The organism is Streptomyces sp. MK37H, assembly GCF_018035285.1.
Classification (GTDB): domain Bacteria; phylum Actinomycetota; class Actinomycetes; order Streptomycetales; family Streptomycetaceae; genus Streptomyces; species Streptomyces endocoffeicus.
Window position 1 is genome coordinate 1 of the sequence record NZ_JAAAYH010000052.1, and the last position, 21316, is coordinate 21316.

The following is a 21316-nucleotide window of genomic DNA, read 5'->3' on the forward strand; positions in this document are numbered from 1 at the left end:
GCCCTTGGACGTGGCGATCCCGCGATCAGCCACAGGGACGTTCAGCCGGTTGCCGCTGCCGCCCGAGACCCGCTTCATCGCCTGGAACAACGACATCAGCGTCCGCAGATCCGTGTCCTTGTCCACGATCAGCGTGTCCAGGCCCGCGCCGACGGTCGGCAGGGACTTCCACGGGACGAAGACCTGGTCCGGCTGGGCGGCCCGCTTCGCCAGCGCGGACAGGAACTTCTGCTGGTTCTGGCTGCGCCCCAGGTCACCGTTGGCCTCCTGGTGGCGCTGGCGGACGAAGGCCAGGGCCTGGCGCCCGTCCAACGTCTGACAGCCCGCCTTCAGATCGGCGCCCGACTTCTTGTCCTTGACGGGCTTGTCGAGGCACATCCGGACGCCGCCCACGGAGTTGACCACGTTGACGAAGCCCGCGAAGCCGATCTCCGCGTAGTGGTCGATCCGCAGCCCGGTGTTGTACTCGATGGTCCGCACCAGCAGCTCGGGGCCGCCCAGCGAGAACGCGGCGTTGAGCTTGTTCTTCGACGGCCCGGGACGCTTACCGGTCATGGGGTAGGTGAACGGTGGGAGGGTCACCCATGAGTCGCGCGGCAGGCTCACCATCGTGGCGCCGTGGGCGCCGGTGTGCAGCACCATCATGGAGTCGGTGCGGCGGCCCTCGGCCGAGCCGGTGTGCAGGTTCTTCTTGTCCTGCTGGGAGAGGCCGTCACGACTGTCGGAGCCCACGATGAGGTAGTTGGTGCCTTTGCCCGGCGCGGGGCGGTGCTCGACCTTGGCCAAGTCGACGTCGTTGTTCAGCTGGGACCAGGCCCAGCCGTACGTGGAGGCGGCCCCGACCAGGACCACCGCGAGCACGACGACCACGGTGCGCCGCAGCCGCCGGGGCCACCGGCGGCCGGGGGCGGCCTCGTCGGTGCCGTCGTCCTCGTCACGCGGCCGGTACGGGTCCGGCGGTATTCGGTGGCGCGGCGTCGAAGGCTCGTGGCGCGTCAAAGGCTCGTGGCGCAGCGTCAAACGCTGCGGGTCGCCACCCGGCAACGGGTTCTCCCCCGGCCAGGGGTTCTCCCCCGGCCAGGGGTTCTCCCCCGGCCAGGGGTTCTCCCCCGGCCAGGGGTTCTCGCCCGGCCAGGGACCATGGCTCGGCCAGGCGCCATTGCCCGGCCATGAGCCCTCCGTCGACCATGAGCCCTCCATCGGCCACGAGCCCTCCGTCGGCCACGAGCTCTCGCCCGGCCATGGGTTCGACATGCTTCTCCAACCCCCGCTCATTTGGACAGACTCTGGCGCGCGGTCGGCTCGACGGTCAGCTGGTCCCCGGCGGAGCCGGATCGCTGCATGCGGTGCCAGCGCAGCCGGGTGCCGAACAGGGCACTGACCACGGACTGGATGATCACGAGGTACATCAGCTGCCGGTAGACGACGAGCTGGAAGGGCATCGCCCACAGCGCCCGCAGCCGTTCCTTGTCCAGCCGCAGCGCGTATCCGGCGCCGAGCAGTTGCACCACGAGGAAGGCGAGCCACACCCCGATCGACTCCACGGGATCGGCGAACAGCACGCCGTACAGGGCGAAGACGTCCACGATGGGGGCGAGCAGCGGCAGCACCACCTGGAAGAGGAAAAGGTAGGGCAGTGCCCGGCGGGCGAAGCGTCCGGCCGGGCCGACCCCGCGGAGGGCGCGGCGGTGCTTCCACATGGCCTGGAGCGTGCCGTAGCACCAGCGGTACCGCTGACGCCACAACTGGCGCAACGAGGTGGGGACCTCGGTCCAGGCGATGGCGGACTCCTGGTAGACCACCCGCCAACCGGCCCGCCACAGGGCCATCGTGAGGTCGGTGTCCTCGGCGAGGGTGTCCTCGCTGATCCCGCCGACGCCCAGCAGCGCGTCCCGCCGGAAGGCGCCGATCGCGCCGGGCACGGTCGGCATGCACTCCAGCACCTCGTACATCCGGCGGTCGAGGTTGAAGCCGAAGACGTACTCCAAGTGCTGCCATCTGCCCAGCATTCGACGGCGGTTGCCGACCTTGGTGTTGCCGCTCACCGCGCCGATGGCCGGGTGGGCGAGCGGCTGGATGAGCTGGTGGATGGCGTCCGGTTCGAAGACGGTGTCGGCGTCGACCATGACCACGATGTCGTGGTGGGCGTGGACCAGGCCGGTGTTGAGGGCGGCGGCCTTGCCCGCGTTGCGCTGGCGGATCACCGAGACGCGGGGGTCGTCGATCCAGGTGGCGAGGTCCGCGGTCCGGTCGGTCGAGCCGTCGTCGATCACGACGATCTGAAGCCACCGGTGGGTGGAGGCGAGCAGTGACCGCACGGTGGACTCGATGCCCGCCTCCTCGTTGTAGGCGGGGATGAGCACCGTCACCGGCTCGTTCACCTCGCGCAGCCAGGGCGAGCCGGGCCGGAAGCGATGCAGGCGCCGGACATGGGACCGCGCGAAGAAGACGAGCAGCAGCAGCCGTAGCAGGGCCAGTACGCCCGCGACGCCGAGCACCCAGGTCATGGCCTGGACGAAGGCGTGCCCGATGGACTGGACCTGGAGCAGCGCCTTGCCCTGCAACTGGCCGACGGTGGAGGCGGGGGTGTTGACCGGGGCCTGGCCGAGCCCCTCGGACACCGTCGTGTACTTCTCGATCTTCCGATTCCGGAAGAGCTTCTTCACCTCGCTGTAGGCGCTGTCCGTCTGGCTGTACTGCTGGACGACGCCCCGCTCCGGCTTCCGCGTCGGCCGGTCGGCCGCGACCAGCAGATACCCCTGCTCGGCGGCGCGCCGGGCGGCCGTCCACTCGCCGCCGCACATCGTGTCGGCCTGGGTGGTGAGCGGCAGCCGCAGCAGTTTGGTGGTGGTCCCCGCGCTGCCCGCCAGCGCCGTCTGGGTCAGGGACAGCTCCAGCCGGGTGCGCACGGCGGACGCCGAGCCCAGGTCGGAGCCGGTGTAAGTGAGCGAGCCGATCTCATGGCCCGCGTCGCGGATGCGTCGCACCAGCTCGGGGTGGCGGGCCGCCTGGACGCCGGAGAGGAAGAAGGTGGCGTGCGCGTGGTGCGCGCGCAGCAGGCCCAGCAGACGTGGGGTCCAGACGGGGTCGGGCCCCCCGTCGAAGGTGAGGGCGACGGTGCGGGCCGGCATCCCGGCCGTCCGCACCGTGGAGCCATCGAGGCGCACCACCGGTTTCCCGGTGTCGGCGGCCTTCGGGATCGGGCTCGTACAGGGGCTGCGCGTGGGCTGGGAGGCGACCTCGTGGGTGGTCCAGCCCTCGAAGACCAGCGCGGCGGCGACCGCGGAGACGACGACGATCAGCAGCAGCCAGTGGCCGCGCGGCTCGGGGCGGTGTGCGTGCCGGCTCACCAGGGGCCGCCCCCGGACGGCGAGTCGACGGCAAGGGGAGCGGTCACCGCGGTGCCGTAGGTGTATGAGCTGGGCCAGGGCCGTGCGGTCGGGGCACTGCCGGTGGTGGACCGCTCGGCGGTCCTGGGCGGCTCCTGGTCGTCCTGCCACAGCACACCGGACAGGGCGGCCACGAGCAGCAGCAGGTAACCGAGGCAGGCACAGCCGACAGCCAACGCCGCCAGCGCCAGAAGCTGTCTCCGGCCACCGGAGGCATTGACGAATATCTGACTGGTTTGTTTTCTTCGCCGACGCTTTTCGGTCACCCTCTTCACCATGTGGCGGAAGTGTAGCGACGCGTTCGCACGCTCGTGACCACGCGACATGACGCCCTCCTCGTTACCGAAGGTAGGCGCGACCTGGTCTTTCTCTCTCAAGCGGGTATGTCTGAAAAGTATGAGAGAAGGGTCACCGCCACTCGGCACGGTCAGATGATCCACGCTTTCCTGAATTCAGGAATTTGTGTACCGTCCGTGTTGTGCTGACCGCTGCCTCCGACATCGAGGTGCTGGTCCGGTTCGGCCGTGCGCTCGCCGACCCGATCCGGTGCCGCATCCTGCTCGCCCTGCGCGAAGCCCCCGCCCACCCGGCCGACCTCGCCGACGCGCTTGGCGTCTCCCGCACCCGGCTGTCGAACCACCTGGCATGTCTGCGCGATTGCGGTCTGGTGGTCGCCGTCCCCGACGGCCGCCGCACCCGCTACGAACTCGCCGACGAACGGCTCGGGCACGCGCTGGACGACCTGCGCACCGCGGTGGTGGCCGTGGAGACCGACCGCACCTGCCCGGACGCCGACGAGAAGGGCTGCTGCTGACCATGACCGCCGAGATATCGATATCCCTCGGCCCCTCCCCGGCCCGCCGCGACGCCCTCACCCGCCGGATCCGGCTGCTGGTCGCCGCGACCATGACCTACAACGTCGTCGAGGCGATCGTCGCCCTCACCGCCGGCAGTCTCGCCTCCTCCACCGCGTTGATCGGCTTCGGCCTGGACTCCGTCATCGAGGTCTCCTCCGCCGCCGCCGTCGCCTGGCAGTTCTCCGCGGCCGACCATGCCGTACGCGAGGCGCGCGAACAGCGCACCCTGCGGATCATCGCCGTCTCCTTCTTCGCACTCGCCGCGTACGTGACCGTGGACGCCGTCCGTGCGCTCACCGGCGCCGGGGAGGCCGGGCGGTCGATCCCCGGCATCGTTCTGGCCGCCCTGTCACTCGCCGTCATGCCGTTCCTGTCCGCCGCCCAACGTCGCGCCGGCCGCGAACTCGGCTCCGCCTCCGCGGTCGCCGACTCCAAGCAAACCCTGCTGTGCACGTACCTGTCGGCCGTGCTTCTTCTCGGCCTGGTCCTCAACACCACCCTCGGCTGGTCCTGGGCCGACCCGATGGCCGCCCTGATCATCGCCGCCGTCGCCGTGAAGGAAGGCCGTGACGCCTGGCGGGGTCACGGCTGCTGCGCACCCTCCGCCCCGGCCGCCGTCGCTCAGGCGGACACGTGCGGCTGCGGGCCGGGATGCGTCTGCCGCACGGGCGAGTCGCAGGAGGAGCGATGAAGGGCCGGGCGTGGGCGGCACTCGCCTGAGCGGACATCCTGGCAGCTGCGACTGACCGGCTGGACCAAGCGGCGTTTCACTCCCCACCAGGCGCTGGCCGCCGGGCTCACCGCGATGGGCGCGGCGTTCGTGCCCCTGGCCCTCGCCCCCGCCCGGCCCGCGATCGGGGCCCTGACGGCTCTCGCCGTATGCGTGGCCGTACTCGCCGCGGCCGGGGCAGTGGTCTACCCCTTCGAGATGGACACCGTCGTCGCGCTGTCCGGGAACAGACTGGTCGCCACCCACTACGGCCTCTACAACACCGTCTCCGGCCTCGGCATCACCCTCGGCAACCTCGCCCTGGGCGCACTCTGGGACGCCACCCACACCGACGCACCCTGGCTGGTATGGGCCACACTCGCGGTGACCGGAGCCGCCTGCGCGACCGCGGTTACCGCACTCGCCAGGACCGGCCGCCTCCACTCCCACCCCGTCCAGCCCGCTCCCGCCTGAGTGCCGGTCCACGGGTTCGACTGTTCACCCCGGCTGCGGGCCGGGGCAGGACACCTGGGGCCACCGCTCGTACCACCGCTGGTCGGCCTCGAGCTGGGCCGCCAGCGAGATGAGCACGGGCTCGCTGTTGGCCGGGCCGAGGAACTGGGCGCCGAGCGGCAGCGTGCGGCGCTCGGGGTCGGCGAACCCGGCGGGGACGTTCATCGCGGGCCAGCCCAGCACGTTCCACGGCCAGGCGTACGGGCACGCCGCGATCATGGCCCGATCCGTACGCCACCCGGACAGACCGGCCATGGCACCGATCCGCAGCGGCGGCGTGGCCGTCGTCGGGGAGAGGACGACGTCGAAGCGCTCGAAGATCGCCCCGACCTGGCGCCGCAGCGGCTCCTCGTACGACCGCGCCCACCGCAGCGCGGTCCCGCCCAGCAGACGGCCGTTGCGGACGGCGCCGCGGGTGCGGATGTCCAGCAGCAGCGGATCGGGGACCCGGCCGGACCATTCGGTGAGCCCGGCCGTGGCGCGCGGCAGGAAGGAGAAGCCCACGAGCCCGTAGCGCGGCTCGGCCTCCACCACCTCGTGGCCGAGGGCCGCCAGCCGCTCGGCGAGCCGGACGACGGCGGCCCGCACCACCGGGTCCAGCCTCTTCGGGGTGCCGGTGAAGGCCGTCTTGAACGACAGGGCGATCCGCAGCCGCCCCGGGTCGCGGCCCACCGCGGACAGCACGTCCACCGGCTCGGGGCAGTGCAGATCCCCCTTACAGTTGCCGGTCGCGACATGCAGCAGCAGCGCCGCGTCGGCGACCGTACGGGCCAGCGGGCCGTTGCAGGTGATGCCGTTGAAGGCCTCGGCGTCCGGCCAGGTGGAGATCCGGCCGCGCTGGGGCTTGATGCCGATGAGATGCGTCCAGGCGGCGGGGATGCGGACCGAGCCCGCGCCGTCCGAGCCGAGCGCGGCGGGGACCAGACCGGCGGCGACGGCGGCCGCGGCGCCGCCGGAGGAGCCGCCGGGGGTGTGCTCCGGGTTCCAGGGGTTGCGGGTGTCGCCGAAGGCGGGGCCCTCGGTGAACGGCCACTGGCCCAGCTCAGGGGTGTTGGTCTTGCCGACGATCACGGCCCCGGCCGCCTTCAGCCGCCGTACCGCCTCGCCGTCCTCGGCCTTGGCGGGGAAGTCGCCGCAGCAGCCGAAGGCGGTGGGCTCGCCCGCGACGTCCGTATCGTCCTTGACCGCGAGCGGGACGCCGAGCAGCGGCAGCCGCTCCCCCGACGCCAGCCGCCGGTCCGCCTCGGCGGCCTCGCGCAGGGCGGCCTCGGCGCGGATGCGGCGGAACGCGTTGAGCGTGGGCTGGGTCTCGGCGATGCGCTGGAGCGACTGCTCGACCAGCGCACGGGAGGTCACCTCGCCCCCGGCCAGGGCGCGGATCTGCTCGCCCAGACCCTTGGGAATGACGCTGGTCACCGTGGACCCTCCTCGGGTGAGTTCGGCCACTCCCCCTTTACCCCAGGTCGCCGCTCGGCGCACCCTGGGCAACGGTGATGACCCTTTTCATCATTTTCATCCAGATCATCGCTGAGCACAGAGGACACCCGCATGACCGACATCGCGGCGCGCCGCACCGGCCTCCACGCCCGCACCGGAGGCCCCTCCGACGGCGAGGACCACCTGCTGGAGCACCTGCTCGGCTGGTCGCTCGTCGTAGTCCTCGCATTGCTCACCACGCAGCTGGGCCTGTTCTGAGGCCACTCTGAGGCCACACGTCACGGTCCAGCGCACTGCACCGAGCCGTATGCCATAGTGGACCGCATGACGTTCGACGCCGCGGCCTGGCTGGAATCCGCCACCATCGACCCCGCCGTACTCGCCCTGCGCCCCGACTACCGGGCGCTGCTCATCACCGCCGAGGGGCTGCGCCCCGGGCCCAGCGACGAGCTGAGCGAGCGGCTCCTGGCCGACGCCGAGTCGGCGGCGCGGGAGCGGTTCGGGGACGGCCCGGTGGAGGAGCATCCGCATCTGGCCGCCTGGCGCGAGGCGTTCCGCGCCTTCGGCGCGAAGCCGCAGCGCACCCGGCCCAGCGCGGAGGCGCTGCTGCGGCGGGTCTCCGCCGGGCTGCCCCGGGTGGACCGGCTGACCGACATCTACAACGCGATCTCGGTCGGACATGTGATCCCGCTCGGCGGCGAGGACCTCGACCACTACGTGGGCGCGGCCCGGCTGGTGCGCGCCGAGGGCGACGAGACCTTCGAGACGACGGCCGGGGGCGAGCCCGTGGTCGAGCACCCGGCGCCCGGTGAGGTGGTGTGGCGGGACGACGCGGGCGCCACCTGCCGCCGCTGGAACTGGCGCCAGTGCACCCGCACAAGGCTCACCCATGACACCACCCGGGCGATGTTCGTCCTGGACGCGCTGGGGCCGATGGACGACACCGCGCTGAAGGCGGCCGGTGACCAGCTCATGGAGGCGCTGACGGAGGCCTGTGCGGGGGTGACGATCGCCTCGCGGCTGCTGGGCGCGGCGTAGCGGGGTCGGCGGGTTCTTCCCCTCCCCGCCCCTTCCCGAAACCAGGGGCTCCGCCCCTGGACCCCGGGGCCTGGGGCGAAGCCCCCCGGCAACCCCAAGCGCACTGGCACGCCAGGACGGCGGGGCCGACGGGTCTTTCCGCTTCCCGCCCCTGCCGAAACCAGGGGGCTCCGCCCCTGGACCCCAGGGGTCGGCAAGCCGACCGTCGCCGCCATGAACACCTGCACCGGCGGGCTGATCACCGGGCGGATGCCCGCGCACATCCGAGTCGCCCAGCCGGGGTCTGGGACAGAGACCCAGTCTCGCCTCGCCCCCTGGACCCCCAGGAGTCGGCAAGCCAACCGTCGCCGCCATGAACACCTGCACCGGCGGGCTGATCACCGGGCGGACGCCCGCGCACATCCGAGTCGCCCAGCCGGAGTCTGGGACAGAGCCCCAGTTCCGCCTCTCCCCCCGGACCCCCAGGGGGCGGCAAGCCAACCGTCGCCGCCATGAACACCTGCACCGGCGGGCTGATCACCGGGCGGACGCCCGCGCACATCCGAGTCGCCCAGCCGGAGTCTGGGACAGAGCCCCAGTCTCGCCTCGCCCCCTGGGTCCCCGGGGGCCGACGAGCTTACCGTCGCCGCCGTGAACGCGGGCGGCACGCCGACGCAGTGGACGCCCGCGCATATCCGGGTCGTCCGGCCCGGGGTCTGGGGCGGAGCCCCACCACGCGGCGGAGCCGCGTATCGATGCTGCGGGAAGGGGCGGGACAGGGGAACAGCGCGCCGCAGGCGTCACGGTCCGACGCGGGCTAGAACAGGGCCTGCTGGCCCGGGGTCGGGGGGTCCTCCTCGCCGAACAGCTTCGGCGGAGTGGTGAGCAGCGGCGCGATCCGCCGCGAGCCGGGGCAGGAGATCAGCTCGTACGCGGAGCGCCGCCCCGGCGGGTCATGGCGGGCGAAGCGCCCGCCGACGACCGCGATCTCTCGGGTGCAGACCGGGCAGGTGCGGCGGGGTGACGACGACATGGGTCCAGTGTCACCCAGCCCTCCGACAACGGCCCCGGGGCGGGTCACCGGCCGCTTGCTCAGAACGCGTCCACCGGCTTGTACGCCCCCCACACCTCCCGCAGCGCGTCACAGACCTCGCCAACCGTGGCCCGCGCCGCCAGCGCGTCCTTCATCGGGTACAGCACATTGGCCGTGCCCGGCTCGCCCTCGGCGGCCTTCCGCAGGGAGGACAGCGCCGCGCTCACCGCCGACCGGTCGCGCTCGGCGCGCAGCCGGGCGAGCCGGTCGCGCTGCCGGGCCTCGATCTCCGGGTCCACCCGCAGCGGTTCGTACGGCGCCTCCTCCGCGAGCTGGAAGCGGTTGACGCCGACCACCACCCGTGTCCCCGCGTCGGTCTCCCGGGCGATCCGGTAGGCGTTCCGCTCGATCTCCTCCTTCTGGAAGTTCCGCTCGATGGCCGCCACCGCACCGCCCAGATCCTCGACCCGCCGCATCAGATCGACGGCCGCCTCCTCGACGGCGTCGGTCAGCGACTCCACGGCGTAGGAGCCCGCGAAGGGGTCCACGGTGGCCGTCACATCGGTCTCGTGCGCCAGCACCTGCTGGGTGCGCAGCGCCAGCCGGGCCGAGGTGTCGGTCGGGAGGGCGATCGCCTCGTCGAAGGCGTTGGTGTGCAGCGACTGGGTGCCGCCGAAGACGGCGGCCAGACCCTGGACGGCCACCCGTACGAGGTTCACCTCGGGCTGCTGGGCGGTGAGTTGGACCCCCGCGGTCTGGGTGTGGAAGCGCAGCATCTGGGACTTCGGATCGCGGGCGCCGAACTCCTCCCGCATCACCCGCGCCCAGATCCGCCGCGCGGCCCGGAACTTGGCGACCTCCTCCAGCAGCGTGGTGCGGGAGACGAAGAAGAAGGAGAGCCGGGGCGCGAAGTCGTCGATGTCCATCCCCGCCGCGACGGCCGTACGGACGTACTCGATGCCGTCGGCGAGGGTGAAGGCGATCTCCTGCGCGGGCGAGGCCCCGGCCTCCGCCATGTGGTAGCCGGAGATCGAGATGGTGTTCCACTTGGGCAGCTCGGCCTTGCAGTACTTGAAGATGTCCGCGACCAGCCGCAGCGAGGGGGCGGGCGGAAAGATATAGGTGCCGCGGGCGATGTACTCCTTGAGGATGTCGTTCTGGATGGTGCCGGTCAGCCGGCTCCCGGACACGCCCTGCTCCTCGGCCACGAGTTGGTGGAGGAGCAGCAGCAGGGCCGCGGGCGCGTTGATGGTCATGGAGGTCGAGACCCGGTCCAGCGGAATGCCGCCCAGCAGCACCCGCATGTCCTCGACCGAGTCGATGGCCACGCCCACCTTGCCGACCTCGCCGTGCGCGAGGGGCGCGTCGGAGTCGTAGCCCATCTGGGTCGGCAGGTCGAAGGCCACCGACAGGCCGGTGGTGCCGTGCTCGATCAACTGCCGGTAGCGGGCGTTGGACTCGGCGGCGGTGCCGAACCCCGCGTACTGCCGCATCGTCCAGGGGCGGCCGGTGTACATCGTCGGATAGACCCCGCGCGTGAAGGGGTACTCCCCCGGCTCGCCCAGCCGCCCGGCCGGGTCCCAGCCGCTGAGCGCGCCGGGCCCGTACACCGGCTCGACGGGGAATCCCGACTCCGACTCGCGCGCCATGGGTCACGCCTCCTGATGGCTGATACCGGGCGTTCTCCCGGTACGGGGCCTTGTTCACAGCATGCGTCGATGTTCGCCTCACGGCAGCCCCGGGAAGCATTCAGAGCAAAAAGATCAGGGGAGGGGTTCGGATGCACCGGACAGCGGTGGTCGGCACCGCGCTGGCCACGGCCACGGCGGCGGCACTGGTCGCCGGGTGCCGGCCGGGGGAGGCGACCGTGAACGGCCGGGGGCAGGAACGGCCCCAGGCCCGGGCGAGTACGAGCGCACCCGCGCGCGAGACGCCGCCCCGGCCGCAACGCACGTACACCCACAAGGCCAAGCCCAAGCGGGTGGCGGTGCGCCCGCCGCGCACCACGGCCCCTCCGGTGCCGCGGCGCACCGCGCCGAGGGTGGCCCCGCCGGTGATCCCCTTCGGCACCAGCGGGGACCGGGTGCGCGAGCTCCAGGCCCGGCTGCGCGCGCTCGGCCTCTTCCACCGGAACCCGACCGGGTACTTCGGCACGATCACGCAGGCGTCGGTCAGCGCGTACCAGCGGGGCCACGGCCTCGCGGCCACCGGCTCGGTGAGCCGGCGCACCTGGACCTCACTGCGCTCGGCCACGAAGACGCCCACGCGCGACGAGCTCTACCCGCCGACCACCCTTCCGCTGGCCAAGCCCGATCCGCGGTGCCTGACCGGCCGGGTGCTGTGCATCAGCAAGACCAGCCGCACCCTGGCCTGGATGGTCAACGGCCGGGTGGTGTCGGCGATGGATGTGCGCTTCGGCTCGGAGTACACCCCGACCCGGGAGGGGCTGTTCCAGGTCAACTTCAAGAGCCGGGACCACGTCTCGACGATCTATCACACGCCGATGCCCTACGCGATGTTCTTCAGCGGCGGCCAGGCGGTGCACTACTCCTCGGACTTCGCCGCCCGCGGCTACAGCGGCGCCTCACACGGCTGTGTGAACGTCCGGGACAAGAAGAAGATCGCCGCCCTCTTCGAGAAGGTGAAGGCGGGCGACAAGGTCGTGGTCTACAAGTAGGACCGCGACCATCATTTGAGGAACCCCGGCGGCGAGGACCCGGTCCGCGAGAGCGGCGCCGGTTCAGGCGCAAAAAAGGGGCGGCGCGGGCAGAGCCGGGGGAACGTGCTCTGCCCGCGCCGAATGCGCGGAGCCGTCGGTACGGGGGGAACCTCGGCTCCCGCGCGGCCGATGACCAGTCGGCCCGTTTCTTTCAGCGTCACCGCTGAAAAAAACGTCACACCCGGGTTCCGGAGTCTCAGTCGGCACCCGTTTCCGCGGTGGTCGTGGGGTCGTCCGAAGCGGGCGACTCCGTGGACTTCAAGGGGTCAGCTGCGGTCGTGGGGGTGGTGGCGTCGGTCGGCGTGTCGGTGGTGTCCGGCGGAGGGGGCGGCGGGGCTGTGTCGCCGTCCCCGCCACCTTTTCCCGGATCGCCGCTGGAGTCGCCACCGCTGTCCGAACCGGCACTGTCACCGGAGCCGGGCCCGGACCCGGAGCCGTCGGAGCCGCCGTTGCCGCCCCCGCCGCTGCCGCTGTCCGTGCCGCCGCTGTCGCCACCGCTGCCCGTGCTCTCGTCGCTGCGCGGGGTGCTTCCCGTACCGTCGTCGGCCAGGATCTGCGTGCAGTAGCCGTGGATGGCGGACGCGCCGCCCGCCGCCTTCGTCAGCTGCTTCAGCGACTTCTTGTCGAGCTCCGCGCCCACACCCGTTTCCGAGTCCAGGTAGCGCGGGCAGACGGCGAGGGCCCACTTCGGGACGCCGGGCTCCCCCTTCGAGGGGTCGTTCGACTTGCCGTTCTTGCCCTTGCCGTGGTCCTCCGGGTCGGAGGGAACCGTTCCGCCCTGGGCGCCGTTCGAGCCCACATCGCTGGCATCGTTGTCGCCCGAACCACTGGGATCAGGCGTCGTCGTACCGCCGTCCTCGGAGATCTCCGGATGGGCGGAGTTCCCGCCGGGACCGCCGTCCGGCATGCTCACCGAGGGGCCCGGAGTGTGGTCGCTCTGCCCGAACGGTGTCGGCAGTACCCCCGCGGCTGCCGCCACCGCGAATCCGCTGAGCGCACATCCGGCCACGACCGCGACCATGCCCGCGCGCAGCGGGCGCCGCAGCCGCGGCTGTCTCTCTCTGAATCGCCGGATCAGGTGCGGCCGCCGGGCCATGTCCATTTCGGCCACGGACTCCGCCTCGGCCTCGGCCTCGACCCGGGCCGCCCGGAAGGCGGCCACGGCCGCCTCCTCACCGGGCAGCGCGGACGCGTCGGAGGGGGCCGCCGTACGGCCCGCGCCGGCGGCGGCGCTGAGCACGGCCGCCAACCGTTCCGCATCGGCATATGACTGGCCGCTCCGGCCGTCGGGAGCTGCAGGCTGCCCCTCGACCGGTTCGCCGCGAAGCAACCGCTCCGCGGCAATGTCATCCAGCCAGCTGTAGCGGTGGTCTTCGGCCATCACATGTCCTTCTGCGTTGGCGCGCGTGAATCCGTCACACCAGCAGACTTCGCCACACCCGGCTTGGTTGCGCCGCCGCCGTGTGACTCGCGTTGCCCTGGGACCCCGTCGAGCACCGAATCGCCCCCGGCCGCGGGGCCGATCAGATCGGCGAGCCGCCGCAGACCCCGGTGAGCGGCGGTGCGCACCGCCCCGGGCCGCTTGCCGAGCACCGCGGCCGCGCTCTTGGCGTCGAGACCGAGGACCACCCGGAGCACCACCGCCTCGGCCTGGTCCTGCGGCAGCTGGGAGATCAGCCCGAGCGCCTTGCCGGTGCCGATGGCCTCCATCGCCTCACCGGCCGTGTCCGCGTCGGACGGGCGGAACTCCAGCTCCGACTCATCGCCGCCAATGGCCGGGCGGCGGCCGCGCATCCGTATGTGGTCCAGCGCGCGATTGCGGGCTATCCGGGCCGCCCAGCCCCGGAAACGATCCGCGTCTCCGCTGAATCGTTGCAGGTCACGGGCTATTTGCAGCCATGCTTCCGAGGTGATGTCCTCCGCGTCTCCATCACCGACCAGCGTGCGTACGTAGCCGAGGAGGCGAGGATGCACGGACCGGTAGACGGTCCGGAAGGCGGCCTCGTCCCCTTCCTGCGCCGCGAGCACCGCGGCGGTCAGTTCCGCGTCGTCGCCCTGCACGCTCTCTTCCTGCCCCACTCGGAGAATCCGTGGTCCAGTCGATTCCGGCGTAACCCGCGGGCTAGCCCTGCCCGTAGGGCGGGTACTGCTGACCGGGCTGGCCGGGCGGCGGGGTCGGCGGCATCTGAGGGGCACCATACGGCGCGGAGCCGGGGCCCGGGGAGCCGTACGGGTTCGGCGACGGCATCCCGTACGGGGCCGGACCGGCCATCTGCGGGGGCAGCGAGGCCCGCTGCTCCTGCATCGCGGTGATCTGCCGGACCAGCAGCAGCGCCAGGACCGCCGCGGCCATGAAGATCACGATCGCGAACATGTCGAAGGCCAGGATGGAGTGCAGGCTCTCGATGTCGCTCTTCGCCTCCGAGGGAGAAGGGGCGTAGTCGTCGCCCTCCACCTTGCCCCGCAGCAGGTTGTACCGGATCCCGCCGACGGCGTTGGTGACCAGCGCCACGATCCAGGTGACCCACCAGCCATTGAGCACACCGCGGCTGACGGCGTGCGGCCCCTGCGGGGAGCTGGCGCGCCAGATGTCGTTGGCGATCTGCTTGGGGAACCAGAGGTTGACCACCGGGGTGAACCATGAACCGGCCGCCCAGCCGCTGCTGAAGCGGTGCTGGCCGGGGGCGAAGACCTCGGCGTTCAGCCGCAGCCGCCGGAACCAGATCGCCCAGACCACGGCGATCGCGACGGTGAGCAGCGAGTAGATGACCTGGGCCGTGGTGAACATGTCGTCGGCGTCGTTGAGGTCGTCCTCGGTGATCGAGACCGACTTGCCCTCGACCGCGTCCAGCATGTCCCCGATCACGCTGAACTGGCCGGATCGCGCCACCAGGAGGAAGATGAGCGCGGGCAGCGCCAGCCCGAACAGCACGAGGAGCGTGGTGGAAAGCCCGCGCCGCAGATCCACCCCGCCGGTGGGCATGCCCATCGGCGGAGCCGCCGGGTAGCCGTAGCCGCCGGGCATCGGCGGGCTCTGCGGCGGGACGGACGGCTGCTGCGGGGGTCCGGACGACTGCTGGAGCTGCTGCTGGTAGGTCCCGCATGCGGCACAGCGCCCGTCGGGGCCGACGGCGACAGCGCGGCAGTTCCCACACGGATACATGGTCTTTTGAGTCCCCCTGGGAACGTGACCGCTCCGGGCCACGCGAGAAAATAAGCCTCTGACCGCGCCCAGAGCGCGGACCTGCACGTTACGGGCATCCGACCGGTCCCGTCCAGAGCGGATCGAGCCCCGGACAGCGGGGTGAAGTCCCCGTTTCGCGCAAGGGGAGGTGTGACGCAATCGAGGCGTGCGACGCTGTAAGGGGTACGAGCCTGATCCAGGCTCTCCTGATCGACGGTCGGGGCCTCTCCTGTGGGGGGTGGCGGCCCCGACCGTCCTTCTTCTCTCCCTCTCGGAACGCTCCCGGAACGCGCGCTCGGCCCCCAGTGGCCCGTGCTCTCAGACCCCCAGCCGCTCCGCGAGCCGGGTGAAGCCGGACCAGCTCAGCGGCGGCTTCCCGGGGTCCCACACCCGCTGCGCCAGCGCCGCGAGCGGCAGCCGGATGCCCTGGGCCACCTGGGCGGGGGTCTGGGCGTCGGGCCGGTCGCCCCAGATCGCGAAGCGGGCGCCGAGGATCCGGTCGGGTCCGGTCAGGCTCTTGTCGGTGACGGGCGTGGAGCCGCGCAGTACCGCCGGGGACCAGTCCTCGTAAATGCGTTCCCCGGTCGGATAGGTGAAGCCGCCGGGCTGGCCGAGCACATAGTAGAGGAAGGAGTCGTTCAGGTTGACCACCTTGCGGCCCTCCTTCAGATACTCCTGCGGCTGCCGTGCCGTCTCCTTCAGCCGTCCCGTCCAGTACTCGACCTCGATGTTCTTGGCCGGCTGGACGACGCCGCCCGCGAAGAAGCCGTCGTTCCACGCCTTGGGCCGCTTGCCGAGCTGCCGCGCGAGCCGGGCCCGGTCGTTCAGCCAGCCGGTGACCAGATCCTGCACCCGGGCGCTGGGGCCGTACTTCGCCTTCGCGGCGGCGGCCAGCTTGGGGAACGACGCCTGGGGGTCCTTGACGGTCAGCGCGAGGTACTCATCGGCGCCCAGGTGCCACCAGCGGCCGGGAAAGAGGGGGGCGTACTCCCGCATCAGGTCGTCGACGATGCGGGCCGCGGCCGGATTGGAGATGTCCACCGAGCCCTGGAAGGTGGTGCCGCCCGCGTTGCGCAGCTGGAGCTGCGGATGGGCCCCGATGACGGCGCCGAGGTGGCCCGGCGAGTCGATCTCGGGGATGACGGTGATGTGCAGCCGCTGCCCGAGCGCGACGATCTGCCGGACCTGGTCCTTGGTGAGGTACTGGGACGAGACGATCTCGGGGTGGCTGGTGCTCTGGATGCGGAAACCCTGATCGTCCGAGAAGTGCAGGGCCAGCTGGTTGAGCTTGAGATCGGCCATCTCGCGCATCCGGGCCTCGATCCACCCGACCGTGAAGAATTTGCGCGCGATGTCCAGGTTGAGGCCGCGCTGGGCGCGGCCGGGCCGGTCGTGGATCACGCCCTCGGGGAGCCGGCCGCCGGAGCGCAGGGCCTGTTTCACGGTGCGGGTGCCGTAGAAGACGCCCGCGTCGGCGGGGCCGGTGATCCGGGCGCGGCCGCCGGCGACCTTCAGGGTGTACGCCTCGCCGCCGCCGCTCTCCTTCGGGGCGAGGGCCAGGCAGAGGTCACCGCGGCGGGCGGGGCCGGAGGTGGTGCGCAGCCCCAGCTCCGCGGCGATCATGCGGGCCTCGTCGGCGAGCGGGCCCTTGAGGTCGGCCACCACCCGGCTGTCGTCGCCGGGCCGCCAGCCGGGGCCCGAGGCCGGGGTGAAGTCGCGGATGGAGGGGATGGTGCGGGGCGGCGCGGAGGCCGCCGTGCGGTGCGGCGGGACGGCCGAGGGGGACCGCGCCGAGGTGGCGGTCGTGGCGTGCGCCGAGGGCTGCGCGGACGAGGAGCGGGTGCCCGATGGGCGCTGCCCGCCGTCCGTCTGCTGACAGCCGAGGGTCGTCAGGACGAGCGCGACGACGGCCCCCGCGATGAGACCGCGGACGCAGGACGCCTTGGTGGCTCTGAGCGGCAATCCCATGGCGGTGTACCTCCTCCTCGGCCCCTCCCCGCTGCACGCGTTCGGCCGCTGGTGACCGAAAAAAGCTCTGCGCCCCGAATGCCGTCCACCGCATGCGGTAAAACCTCCCCGTTCGGGTGATATCGCGTTCCCTCCGGCACACCCACCTCCCCGCGTCGTTAGCGTGTACTGCTCACGCGCCCAGCCCATGTGTCCCACGCCTCCCCCGGGTCCGTTTCTCCCGGGCGTCCGTTCCCATGCGCGCCTCATGCGTGTCCGAGGAGTCCACGCTGTCCAGGTCCAGGTCCCGCGCCGCCGCCTCCCGCCTCGACCGGCTCAACACCGCCCCCGCCGACGCGGCCGAGGCCGCGCTCCTCGCCTGTTGCGGCAGCCGCCGCTGGGCCCGGCTGATCGCGGCCCACCGCCCGTACCCGGATCTGGAGGCGCTGCTGGCCGCCGGGGACGAGGCCAGCTATGACCTCACCCCCGCCGATCTGGACGAGGCGCTCGCGGACGAGTCGGTCGTCGGCCATGAGCTGCCGCCCGCGGACAGCCTGGGGTCGCTGGCCGCGCACACCGCGCTCCAGGCCGCGCACGACGCGTACGAGCGTCGATTCGGTCACGTTTTCGTCATCTGTCTGGATGATCTGCGGCCCGAGGAGCGGCTGGACCGGCTGCTGACCGGGATCCGGGACCGGCTGGGCAACGAGCGGGAGCGGGAGCGGGACAACACCGCCGAGGAGCTGCGGCGCATCGCCCGCGGCAGACTGGTCCGGCTGACCGGGAATCGGCCCCGTTCGCCGGAAGCGCCCGGATTCCGGATCGCCTGATCGCCCGTCCGTGCTTGATCGATCACACTTGAGCCCCCCGGAGGAACCCTCCGACAACACGTCGGTACGATGGCCAGGGCCGGTGGACCGTACCCGGCCGGGCCCGACCGACCGTGAAGCCGGCAGGCCCCAATCCCGCTTCCGGAGGGTTTTTCCGTGCCGGCTGGAACGCTGTATCGCGGCCGGGAAGGTATGTGGTCCTGGGTGGCTCACCGAGTCACCGGCGTCCTCATCTTCTTCTTCCTGTTCGTACATGTGCTGGACACCTCGCTGGTCCGCGTCTCGCCCGAGGCGTACGACGACGTGGTCGCCACGTACAAGAATCCCATCGTGAACCTGATGGAGTACGGCCTCGTGGCCGCCATCCTGTTTCACGCCCTCAACGGCCTTCGCGTCATCGCCGTCGACTTCTGGTCCAAGGGCGCGAGGTACCAGCGTCAGATGCTCTGGGGCGTCGTCGGTATCTGGGTCGTGCTGATGGCCGGTGCCTTCTACCCGGTCCTCCAGCACACGCTGCGCGAACTGTTCGGGAGCTGACGCACATGTCCGCCGAGACCACCACCCCCGCGAGCGACGCGGTCAGCGCGTACGACGTGGATCACCCGGCCCCGGTCATCGAGCCGCCGCGGGCCCGTACCCGTAAGACGCCCAGGGCGACCCGGACGAACTTCGAGATGTACGGCTGGCTCTTCATGCGCCTGTCCGGCATCCTGCTGGTCGTCCTGGTCCTGGGCCATCTGCTGATCCAGCTGGTGCTGGACGGCGGTGTAACCAAGATCGGCTTCGCCTTCGTGGCCGGCCGCTGGGCCTCGCCGTTCTGGCAGGCATGGGATCTGATCATGCTCTGGCTCGCCACGCTGCACGGCGCGAACGGCCTGCGCACGATCATCAACGACTACGCGGAGCGGGACAACACCCGCCTGTGGCTGAAGGCGCTGCTCTACACGGCGGCGGGATTCACCATCGTGCTCGGCACTCTGGTGATCTTCACCTTCGACCCGAACATCCGCTAGGCCCCGGGGCTGAGGTATCCACTCATGAAGATCCACAAGTACGACACCGTCATCGTCGGCGCCGGCGGGGCCGGGATGCGCGCGGCCATCGAGTCGACCAAGCGCAGCCGCACCGCGGTGCTCACCAAGCTCTACCCGACCCGGTCCCACACCGGCGCCGCGCAGGGCGGCATGGCCGCCGCCCTCGCCAACGTCGAGGAGGACAACTGGGAGTGGCACACCTTCGACACGATCAAGGGCGGTGACTACCTGGTCGACCAGGACGCCGCCGAGATCCTGGCGAAGGAGGCCATCGACTCGGTCCTGGACCTGGAGAAGATGGGCCTGCCGTTCAACCGGACCCCGGACGGCACCATCGACCAGCGCCGCTTCGGCGGCCACAGCCGCAACCACGGCGAGGCCCCGGTCCGCCGGTCCTGCTACGCCTCGGACCGCACCGGTCACATGATCCTCCAGACGCTGTACCAGAACTGCGTCAAGGAGGGCGTGGAGTTCTACAACGAGTTCTACGTCCTGGACCTCCTGATGACCGAGGTCGACGGGGTCAAGCGCACCGCCGGTGTGGTGGCGTACGAGCTGGCCACCGGTGAGCTGCACGTCTTCCAGGCGAAGGCCGTCGTCTTCGCCTCGGGCGGCTGCGGCAAGTTCTTCAAGGTGACCTCCAACGCCCACACCCTCACCGGTGACGGCCAGGCGGTCGCCTACCGGCGCGGGCTGCCGCTGGAGGACATGGAGTTCTTCCAGTTCCACCCGACCGGCATCTGGCGCATGGGCATCCTGCTGACGGAGGGGGCCCGCGGCGAGGGCGGCATCCTCCGCAACAAGGACGGCGAGCGCTTCATGGAGAAGTACGCGCCGGTCATGAAGGACCTCGCCTCGCGCGACGTGGTCTCGCGGTCGATCTACACGGAGATCCGCGAGGGCCGCGGCTGCGGTCCCGAGGGCGACCACGTCTACCTGGACCTCACCCACCTGCCGCCGGAGCAGCTGGACGCCAAGCTGCCCGACATCACCGAGTTCGCGCGGACGTACCTGGGCATCGAGCCGTACACGGACCCGATCCCGATCCAGCCCACCGCGCACTACACGATGGGCGGCATCCCGACCAACGTCCAGGGCGAGGTGCTGGCGGACAACGACACCGTCGTGCCCGGCCTGTACGCGGCCGGCGAGGTCGCCTGCGTCTCGGTGCACGGCGCCAACCGCCTGGGCACCAACTCGCTGCTCGACATCAACGTCTTCGGCCGCCGGGCGGGCATCGCCGCCGCGGAGTACTCCGCCACGGCCGACTTCGTCGAGCTCCCGGAGGACCCGGCCGCGTTCGTCCAGGCGCAGGTCGAGAACCTGCGCGACGCGACCGGCACCGAGCGGGTCACCGAGGTCCGCAAGGCGCTCCAGGAGACCATGGACAAGAACGTCATGGTCTTCCGCACCGAGCAGACGCTCAAGGAGGCCGTCGAGGAGATCGGCCACCTGCGCGAGCGCTACAAGAACGTCAGCGTCCAGGACAAGGGCAAGCGGTTCAACACCGATCTGCTGGAGGCCATCGAGCTGGGCAACCTGCTCGACCTGGCCGAGGTCATGGCCATCTCCGCCCTGGCCCGCAAGGAGTCGCGCGGCGGCCACTACCGCGAGGACTACCCGAACCGCGACGACGTCAACTTCATGCGGCACACCATGGCGTACCGAGAGGTGGGCGCGGACGGCTCCGAGTCCATCCGCCTCGACTACAAGCCGGTCGTGCAGACCCGCTACCAGCCGATGGAGCGTAAGTACTGATGAGCACCCCCACGCTTGAGAAGTCCGACCAGGCCCCCGAGGCGGCCGACGCCACCGCCTCGCATCTGATCACCGTCACCTTCCGGATCCGGCGCTTCAACCCGGAGGTCTCGGACCAGGCGGTCTGGGAGGACTTCCAGATCGACATGGATCCGAAGGAGCGCGTCCTCGACGGCCTCCACAAGATCAAGTGGGAGCTGGACGGCACCCTGACCTTCCGCCGCTCCTGCGCCCACGGCATCTGCGGATCGGACGCGATGCGGATCAACGGCCGCAACCGGCTGGCCTGCAAGACGCTGATCAAGGACATCAGCCCGGAGAAGCCCATCACGGTCGAGCCGATCAAGGGGCTCGCGGTCCTCAAGGACCTGATCGTGGACATGGAGCCGTTCTTCCAGGCCTACCGCGATGTGATGCCCTTCCTGATCACGACGGGCAACGAGCCGACGCGTGAGCGGCTGCAGTCCGCGGCGGACCGCGAGCGGTTCGACGACACCACCAAGTGCATCCTGTGCGCCGCGTGCACCTCGTCGTGCCCGGTGTTCTGGAACGACGGCCAGTACTTCGGCCCGGCGGCGATCGTCAACGCGCACCGCTTCATCTTCGACTCGCGTGACGAGGGTGGTGAGCAGCGGCTGGAGATCCTGAACGACAAGGACGGCGTCTGGCGCTGCCGTACGACCTTCAACTGCACGGAGGCGTGCCCGCGAGGGATCGAGGTCACGAAGGCCATCCAGGAGGTGAAGCGCGCGCTGATCACGCGGCGCTTCTGAGGAGGGCTGTGGCTCCGTAGGAGCTTGTGGGCGAGGGCCCCGCTTCCCGGGTTTCCGGGGGCGGGGCCCTCGTCGTTTCAGCGGGCGCTGGGCAACTATGCACCGTGGGTATACAC

21 protein-coding genes are annotated in these 21316 nt (G+C 71.3%); 11 read left to right on the forward strand and 10 right to left on the reverse strand.

Annotation, left to right across the window (positions count from 1 at the left end):
• The 3 genes from GWI24_RS10540 to GWI24_RS10550 all read right to left on the reverse strand — a co-directional run.
• Positions 1-1200: LCP family protein (locus tag GWI24_RS10540; protein WP_247616168.1), on the reverse strand; the 1200-nt coding region annotated here is incomplete at its 3' end.
• A gap of 71 nt (positions 1201-1271) precedes the next feature.
• Positions 1272-3353 (reverse strand): bifunctional polysaccharide deacetylase/glycosyltransferase family 2 protein, encoded by a 2082-nt coding sequence (locus GWI24_RS10545; RefSeq protein ID WP_210945667.1) that lies wholly within the window; start codon positions 3351-3353, stop codon positions 1272-1274.
• Positions 3347-3565: a hypothetical protein gene (locus GWI24_RS10550; RefSeq protein ID WP_210945671.1), complete on the reverse strand. Its 219-nt coding sequence runs from the start codon at positions 3563-3565 to the stop codon at positions 3347-3349. Before GWI24_RS10550 ends, GWI24_RS10545 begins: the two co-directional genes overlap by 7 nt.
• 302 nt (positions 3566-3867) lie before the next feature.
• Here GWI24_RS10550 and GWI24_RS10555 point away from each other — a divergent pair, with 302 nt between their 5' ends.
• The 3 genes from GWI24_RS10555 to GWI24_RS10565 all read left to right on the forward strand — a co-directional run bounded on the left by GWI24_RS10555 (position 3868) and on the right by GWI24_RS10565 (position 5429).
• The gene (locus tag GWI24_RS10555; RefSeq protein WP_210945644.1) at positions 3868-4203 is read left to right on the forward strand and encodes a helix-turn-helix transcriptional regulator; all 336 of its coding nucleotides are present in this window, start codon (positions 3868-3870) and stop codon (positions 4201-4203) included.
• A gap of 2 nt (positions 4204-4205) precedes the next feature.
• Positions 4206-4937, forward strand: a complete 732-nt coding sequence (locus GWI24_RS10560; RefSeq protein ID WP_210945645.1) for a cation transporter — start codon at positions 4206-4208, stop codon at positions 4935-4937.
• 114 nt (positions 4938-5051) lie between these two features.
• Positions 5052-5429 carry a hypothetical protein gene (locus GWI24_RS10565; protein WP_210945646.1) on the forward strand — a complete coding sequence of 126 codons (378 nt, stop codon included), beginning with the start codon at positions 5052-5054 and terminating at the stop codon, positions 5427-5429.
• 24 nt (positions 5430-5453) lie between these two features.
• Here GWI24_RS10565 and GWI24_RS10570 read toward each other — a convergent pair whose 3' ends face one another.
• Positions 5454-6884: an amidase gene (locus tag GWI24_RS10570; RefSeq protein WP_210945647.1), complete on the reverse strand. Its 1431-nt coding sequence runs from the start codon at positions 6882-6884 to the stop codon at positions 5454-5456.
• A 132-nt stretch (positions 6885-7016) separates the two neighbouring features.
• Between GWI24_RS10570 and GWI24_RS10575 the strand changes: the two genes are divergently transcribed.
• Both GWI24_RS10575 and GWI24_RS10580 read left to right on the forward strand, forming a co-directional pair.
• On the forward strand, positions 7017-7163 hold the full coding sequence (locus tag GWI24_RS10575; RefSeq protein WP_210945648.1) for an SCO1431 family membrane protein: 147 nt from the start codon (positions 7017-7019) through the stop codon (positions 7161-7163).
• A gap of 66 nt (positions 7164-7229) precedes the next feature.
• The gene (locus tag GWI24_RS10580) at positions 7230-7943 is read left to right on the forward strand and encodes a B3/4 domain-containing protein (protein ID WP_210945649.1); all 714 of its coding nucleotides are present in this window, start codon (positions 7230-7232) and stop codon (positions 7941-7943) included.
• 796 nt (positions 7944-8739) lie between these two features.
• Here GWI24_RS10580 and GWI24_RS10585 read toward each other — a convergent pair.
• Together GWI24_RS10585 and GWI24_RS10590 are read right to left on the reverse strand one after the other, a co-directional pair.
• Positions 8740-8955: a hypothetical protein gene (locus GWI24_RS10585; protein WP_210945650.1), complete on the reverse strand. Its 216-nt coding sequence runs from the start codon at positions 8953-8955 to the stop codon at positions 8740-8742.
• 59 nt (positions 8956-9014) lie between these two features.
• Positions 9015-10604: a methylmalonyl-CoA mutase gene (locus tag GWI24_RS10590; RefSeq protein ID WP_210945651.1), complete on the reverse strand. Its 1590-nt coding sequence runs from the start codon at positions 10602-10604 to the stop codon at positions 9015-9017.
• Positions 10605-10735: 131 nt separating this feature from the next.
• On the opposite strand from GWI24_RS10590, the gene GWI24_RS10595 reads away from it, so the two are divergent.
• Complete coding sequence (locus GWI24_RS10595; RefSeq protein WP_247616169.1) at positions 10736-11632, forward strand: L,D-transpeptidase family protein; 897 nt, start codon at positions 10736-10738, stop codon at positions 11630-11632.
• A 238-nt stretch (positions 11633-11870) separates the two neighbouring features.
• Here the strand turns inward: GWI24_RS10595 and GWI24_RS10600 are convergent, their stop codons facing one another.
• The 4 genes from GWI24_RS10600 to GWI24_RS10615 form a co-directional block, all read right to left on the reverse strand.
• On the reverse strand, positions 11871-13055 hold the full coding sequence (locus GWI24_RS10600; RefSeq protein WP_210945652.1) for a hypothetical protein: 1185 nt from the start codon (positions 13053-13055) through the stop codon (positions 11871-11873).
• Positions 13055-13735 carry an RNA polymerase sigma factor gene (locus GWI24_RS10605; protein WP_210945669.1) on the reverse strand — a complete coding sequence of 227 codons (681 nt, stop codon included), beginning with the start codon at positions 13733-13735 and terminating at the stop codon, positions 13055-13057. The genes GWI24_RS10600 and GWI24_RS10605 overlap by 1 nt, the downstream gene beginning before the upstream one ends.
• Before the next feature lie 61 nt (positions 13736-13796).
• Positions 13797-14837 carry a DUF4328 domain-containing protein gene (locus GWI24_RS10610; protein ID WP_210945653.1) on the reverse strand — a complete coding sequence of 347 codons (1041 nt, stop codon included), beginning with the start codon at positions 14835-14837 and terminating at the stop codon, positions 13797-13799.
• 339 nt (positions 14838-15176) lie between these two features.
• Complete coding sequence (locus GWI24_RS10615) at positions 15177-16826, reverse strand: glycoside hydrolase family 20 protein (protein ID WP_210945654.1); 1650 nt, start codon at positions 16824-16826, stop codon at positions 15177-15179.
• A gap of 251 nt (positions 16827-17077) precedes the next feature.
• Between GWI24_RS10615 and GWI24_RS10620 the strand changes: the two genes are divergently transcribed.
• From GWI24_RS10620 to GWI24_RS10640, 5 genes are all read left to right on the forward strand, one after another.
• Positions 17078-17635, forward strand: a complete 558-nt coding sequence (locus GWI24_RS10620) for a 2-oxo-4-hydroxy-4-carboxy-5-ureidoimidazoline decarboxylase (RefSeq protein WP_210945655.1) — start codon at positions 17078-17080, stop codon at positions 17633-17635.
• 156 nt (positions 17636-17791) lie between these two features.
• On the forward strand, positions 17792-18172 hold the full coding sequence (sdhC, locus tag GWI24_RS10625; RefSeq protein ID WP_210945656.1) for a succinate dehydrogenase, cytochrome b556 subunit: 381 nt from the start codon (positions 17792-17794) through the stop codon (positions 18170-18172).
• A gap of 5 nt (positions 18173-18177) precedes the next feature.
• Positions 18178-18648 (forward strand): succinate dehydrogenase hydrophobic membrane anchor subunit, encoded by a 471-nt coding sequence (locus tag GWI24_RS10630; RefSeq protein ID WP_020870644.1) that lies wholly within the window; start codon positions 18178-18180, stop codon positions 18646-18648.
• 24 nt (positions 18649-18672) lie between these two features.
• Complete coding sequence (sdhA, locus tag GWI24_RS10635) at positions 18673-20427, forward strand: succinate dehydrogenase flavoprotein subunit (protein WP_210945657.1); 1755 nt, start codon at positions 18673-18675, stop codon at positions 20425-20427.
• Entirely contained in the window at positions 20427-21200 is a 774-nt protein-coding gene (locus GWI24_RS10640) for a succinate dehydrogenase iron-sulfur subunit (RefSeq protein WP_210945658.1), read from the forward strand. Before sdhA ends, GWI24_RS10640 begins: the two co-directional genes overlap by 1 nt.
• Positions 21201-21316 lie beyond the last annotated feature (116 nt).

What these genes read in the sequence shown, in the direction of transcription:
- GWI24_RS10640 (WP_210945658.1), top strand. Translation starts at nt 20,427, where the DNA reads ATGAGCACCCCCACGCTTGAGAAGTCCGACCAGGCCCCCGAGGCGGCC.
- GWI24_RS10575 (WP_210945648.1), top strand. Translation starts at nt 7,017, where the DNA reads ATGACCGACATCGCGGCGCGCCGCACCGGCCTCCACGCCCGCACCGGA.
- GWI24_RS10560 (WP_210945645.1), top strand. Translation starts at nt 4,206, where the DNA reads ATGACCGCCGAGATATCGATATCCCTCGGCCCCTCCCCGGCCCGCCGC.
- GWI24_RS10595 (WP_247616169.1), top strand. Translation starts at nt 10,736, where the DNA reads ATGCACCGGACAGCGGTGGTCGGCACCGCGCTGGCCACGGCCACGGCG.
- GWI24_RS10590 (WP_210945651.1), bottom strand. Translation starts at nt 10,604, where the DNA reads ATGGCGCGCGAGTCGGAGTCGGGATTCCCCGTCGAGCCGGTGTACGGG.
- GWI24_RS10630 (WP_020870644.1), top strand. Translation starts at nt 18,178, where the DNA reads ATGTCCGCCGAGACCACCACCCCCGCGAGCGACGCGGTCAGCGCGTAC.
- GWI24_RS10585 (WP_210945650.1), bottom strand. Translation starts at nt 8,955, where the DNA reads ATGTCGTCGTCACCCCGCCGCACCTGCCCGGTCTGCACCCGAGAGATC.
- GWI24_RS10565 (WP_210945646.1), top strand. Translation starts at nt 5,052, where the DNA reads ATGGGCGCGGCGTTCGTGCCCCTGGCCCTCGCCCCCGCCCGGCCCGCG.
- GWI24_RS10615 (WP_210945654.1), bottom strand. Translation starts at nt 16,826, where the DNA reads ATGGGATTGCCGCTCAGAGCCACCAAGGCGTCCTGCGTCCGCGGTCTC.
- GWI24_RS10610 (WP_210945653.1), bottom strand. Translation starts at nt 14,837, where the DNA reads ATGTATCCGTGTGGGAACTGCCGCGCTGTCGCCGTCGGCCCCGACGGG.
- GWI24_RS10600 (WP_210945652.1), bottom strand. Translation starts at nt 13,055, where the DNA reads ATGGCCGAAGACCACCGCTACAGCTGGCTGGATGACATTGCCGCGGAG.
- GWI24_RS10580 (WP_210945649.1), top strand. Translation starts at nt 7,230, where the DNA reads ATGACGTTCGACGCCGCGGCCTGGCTGGAATCCGCCACCATCGACCCC.
- sdhA (WP_210945657.1), top strand. Translation starts at nt 18,673, where the DNA reads ATGAAGATCCACAAGTACGACACCGTCATCGTCGGCGCCGGCGGGGCC.